The organism is Streptomyces sp. BE303, from assembly GCF_036290945.1.
In the GTDB taxonomy this organism is placed as follows: Bacteria; Actinomycetota; Actinomycetes; order Streptomycetales; family Streptomycetaceae; genus Kitasatospora.
In genome coordinates this window covers 1-4,634 of record NZ_JAQYWZ010000238.1, presented here as the reverse complement: position 1 = coordinate 4,634, position 4,634 = coordinate 1, and the positions used below count along the sequence as shown (strand labels likewise).

At 77.1% G+C, this 4,634-nt stretch carries 1 protein-coding gene; it reads left to right on the top strand.

The window, feature by feature from the left end:
• Positions 1 to 4,634 (top strand): SDR family NAD(P)-dependent oxidoreductase (locus PUR56_RS01625; RefSeq protein ID WP_329947543.1); only part of this gene is annotated, 4,634 nt, incomplete at both ends.

Here is a 4,634-nt window from a genome sequence, read left to right as displayed (position 1 = left end):
TGAGGACGGTGCGTGGGACCGGGTCCTGCTCTCGGCCGCGGAGCTGTACGTCCGCGGGGTCGGGGTGGACTGGTCGGCGGCGTTCGCCGACGCCGGCACCCTGCGGCCCTCCGACCTCCCCACCTACCCCTTCCAGCACGAGCACTACTGGCTCCGGCCCGGCCGCGCCGCGGGCGACCTCGCGGCCGTCGGCCTGGACAAGGCAGGCCACCCGCTGCTGGAGGCCGGGCTGCTGCTCGGCTCCGAGGAGGGCGCCGTCTTCACCGGCCGGATCACCGAACGCACCCTGCCCTGGCTGGCCGACCACCGGGTCGGCGGCGCGACCCTGCTGCCCGGCACCGCGCTGCTGGACGCACTGGTGCACGTCGGGCACCGGCTCGGCGCGCCCACGGTCGAGGAACTGACCATATCCGCCCCGATCGTCGTCCCCGAGGGCGGCGGCATCGACCTCCAGGTCCACGTCGGCGAGGCCGAGGACGGCCGCCGCGCCGTCCGGCTGCTCACCCGGACCGGCCCCGGCCTGCCGTGGAGCGGGAACGCCACCGGCACGCTCGCCCCCGAGGGCCCGGAGCCCGCCGCCGCCGAGGAACTGACGGCCTGGCCGCCCGCCGGGGCCCGCCCGCTCGACCTCGACGGCCTCTACGACCGGCTCACCGTCGCCTACGGCCCCGCGTTCCACGCGGTCGAGGCCGCCTGGCTCGCCGACGGTCGCCTCTACGCCCAGCTCCGCCTCCCCGAGGCCGTGACCGACGCGGCCGCGTACGGGCTGCACCCGGCCCTGCTGGACGCCGCCCTGCACCCGCTCGGCGAGGCCGGCTTCTTCCCCGGCGCCGCCGTGCCGCGGCTCGCCTTCTCCTGGGCCGGGGTGCGCCTGCACGCCGCCGGGGCCGAGGTCCTGCGGGTCGTCGTCGCCGCCTCCGGGCCCGACACCCTCTCCATCCGGGCCGCCGACGAGACCGGCGCACCCGTCGTCGACGTCGAGGCCCTCACCGTGCGGCCGGTGGACCCGAGCAGCCTGGGCGCCGCCTCCGACGCGGCCCTGTTCGAGGTCGACTGGGTCCCGGCACCCGAAGCGGAACCTGAAACGACATCCGGAGCGGCTGACGGGACGGCCGCCGAGGCGACCCCCGCCGGCACGGCCTGGGTGCTCCACGACGAGCTGCCCGCGGACGGACCGCTGCCGCCCCTCGTCGTGCTGCCCGCCGGCCTCGGCGTGCCGACCGACGGTGTCCCCGAGCGCGCCCACGCCGTCGGCCACGACGTCCTGCGGGCCCTCCAGTCCTGGCTGGCGGACGAACGGACGGCCGACTCCCGGCTCGTCGTCGTCACCCGGCGCGGGGAACTCGTCCAGGAGCCCGTCCGGGGCCTGGTGCGGACCGCGCAGTCGGAGAACCCGGGCCGCTTCGTCCTCGTGGAGGGCGACGACCCGGCAGCCGCCGCCGAGGCGGTGGCCGCCACGGCGGACGAGCCGCAGATCGCGGTGCGCGACGGGCGGCGACTCGTCGCCCGGCTGCGCCGCGCGGCGCAGCCGGCCCCCGAGGTCCCGTCCCCGCTGGCGGGCGGCACCGTCCTGGTCACCGGCGTCACCGGTGGCCTCGGCCGCCTGGTGGCCCGCCACCTCGCGGCGGTCCACCGCGTCGCCGAGCTGGTCCTGGTCTCCCGCTCCGCCGTCCCCGCCGACCTGCTCGCCGAACTCGCGGCGGACGGCACCCGCGTCCGGTCCGAGACGGTGGACGCCGCCGACCGCGCGGCGCTGGCGGCGGTCGTCGACTCCGTCGCGGACCGCCTCACCGGCGTCGTCCACGTCGCCGGGATCGTGGACGACGGCGTCATCGAGGCGCTGGACGGCGCCAAGTGGCACAGCGTGCTGCGCCCCAAGGTCGACGCCGCCTGGCACCTCCACGAACTCACCGCCGGGCTCGGCCTCGCCGTCTTCGCGCTCTACTCCTCCGCCTCCGGCGTCCTCGGCGGCTCCGGCCAGGGCAACTACGCGGCCGGCAACGCCTTCCTGGACGGTCTGGCCGTCCACCGGCACGCCCTCGGACTGCCCGCCGTGTCACTCGCCTGGGGCCTGTGGGCCGAGGCCGGCGGCATGGGCGGCCGTCTGAGCGACACCGACCTCGCCCGGATGGCCCGGGGCGGCACCCGTCCGCTCTCCGCCGAGCAGGGCCTGGCCCTCTTCGACGCCGCGATCACCGGCGACCGGGCGGCCGTGGTGCCGATCCGGCTCGACGTCACCGGCGTCCGCAGCGACGACCTCCCGCCGCTCCTGCGCGGGCTGGCGCCGGCCGCCCGCGCGCCCCGCGCCCTGCGACGGGCCGCCGCCCGGTCCGCCGGGGCCGGTGCCGACACCCTCGCCCGGCGGCTGGCGGGCCTCGCCGCCGCCGAGCGCGACGAGGTGCTGCTCGCCCTCGTCCGCGACACCGCCGCCACCGTGCTCGGTCACGGCTCGGCCGGGTCCCTGGACGTCGAGAAGCCGTTCAAGGACCTGGGCATCGACTCGCTGACCGCCGTCGAGCTGCGCAACGGGCTCGGCGCCGCCACCGGGCTGCGGCTGCCCGCCACGCTGGTGTTCAACTACCCGACGCCGAAGGCCCTCGCGGCCCACCTCACCACCGAGCTGGTCGGCGAGGAGACCGCCGCACCGGCCGCCGCGCCCGTCCCGGCGGTGCGCGCCGCCGAGGCCGACGACGAACTCGTCGCGATCGTCGCCATGGGCTGCCGCTTCCCCGGCGGCCTCGACTCCGCCGAGGACCTCTGGCGCTTCGTCGCCGCCGGAGGAGACGCCGTCTCCGGACTGCCCACCGACCGCGGGTGGGACCTCGACGGCAGCTACGACCCCGACCCCGACGTGCCCGGCCGCACCTACGTGCGCGGCGGCGGGTTCCTGCCCGGCATCGCCGACTTCGACGCCGCCTTCTTCGGGATCAACCCCCGCGAGGCGCTGGCGATGGACCCGCAGCAGCGGCTGCTGCTGGAGGTCGCCTGGGAGACCCTGGAGCGGGCCGGTCTCGACCCGACCGCCCTGCGGGCCACCCCCACCGGCGTCTTCATCGGCACCCACGGCCAGGATTACGGCACCCAGGGCACCGGCGGCCAGGCCGACGAGGGCTACCTCGTCACCGGCAACGCGGGCAGCGTGCTGTCCGGCCGGCTCTCCTACACCCTCGGCCTGGAGGGGCCCGCGATCACCGTCGACACCGCCTGCTCCTCCTCGCTGGTCGCCCTGCACCTGGCCGCCCAGGCCCTGCGCAGCGGCGAGTGCACGCTGGCGCTGGCCGGCGGCGCGTCGGTGATGTCCACCCTGGAGGGCCTGGTCGGCTTCTCCCGGCAGCGCGGCCTGGCCACCGACGGCCGGAGCAAGGCGTTCGCGGACGCCGCCGACGGGTTCGGGATGTCCGAGGGCGTGGGTCTGCTCCTGCTGGAGCGGCTGTCGGACGCGCGGCGGCTCGGCCACGAGGTGCTGGCCGTCGTCCGGGGCTCGGCCGTCAACCAGGACGGTGCGTCGAACGGCCTGACCGCGCCCAACGGCCCCTCGCAGGAGCGGGTCATCCGGGCCGCGCTCGCCAACGCCGGACTGGCCGCCGGCGACGTCGACGCCGTCGAGGCGCACGGCACCGGCACGCCGCTCGGCGACCCGATCGAGGCGCACGCCCTGCTCGCCACCTACGGCAGGGGCCGCCCGGCCGAACAGCCGCTCTGGCTGGGCTCGGTGAAGTCCAACATCGGGCACACCCAGGCCGCGGCCGGTGCGGCCGGTGTGATCAAGATGGTCGAGGCGCTGCGCCACGGCGTACTGCCGAAGACCCTCCACATCGACGCGCCCTCCTCGCACATCGACTGGTCCTCGGGCGGCATCGCCCTGCTCACCGAGGACCGGGAGTGGCCCGAGGGCGACCGCCCGCGCCGGGCCGCGGTCTCGGCCTTCGGCGTGAGCGGCACCAACGCCCACGTCATCCTGGAGCAGGCCGAGCCGGCCGAGCAGGCCGCCGCGCAGCCCGCCCCCGAGGCCGCAGCCGGCGCGAACGAGGACGAGAACGCCGACGCGGCCGGGGACGGCGCGGCCCCCTGGGTGCTCTCCGGTGCCTCGGAGGCCGCCCTGCGGGCACAGGCCGCCCGGCTGGCGGCGTACGCGGACGAGCGCCCCGACGTGGACCGCGCGGCGACCGCCCGTGCCCTCGTCACGGCCCGCTCCCGCTTCCCCGAGCGAGCGGTCGCCGTCGGCGCCGACCCGGCCGGACTCACCGACGCCCTGCGGGCGCTGTCCTCCGGCGAGGCTGCGCCCGGGTTGGTGGCGGGCCGTGCGGAGGTGGCGGGCCGGTCGGTGTTCGTGTTCCCGGGTCAGGGTTCGCAGTGGGTGGGGATGGGCCGGCGTCTGTCGGCCGAGTCCCCGGTGTTCGCCCAGGCCCTGGCGGAGGTGGAGGGTGCGCTGAAGCCGTATGTGGACTGGTCGTTGGTGGATGTGGTGAATCAGGTGCCGGGTGCCGCCTCGCTGGAGCGGGTGGATGTGGTGCAGCCGGTGTCGTTCGCCGTGATGGTGGGTCTGGCGCGGGTGTGGGGTTCGTTGGGTGTGGTGCCGGACGCGGTGGTGGGGCATTCGCAGGGTGAGATCGCGGCGGCGCATGTCGCGGGGA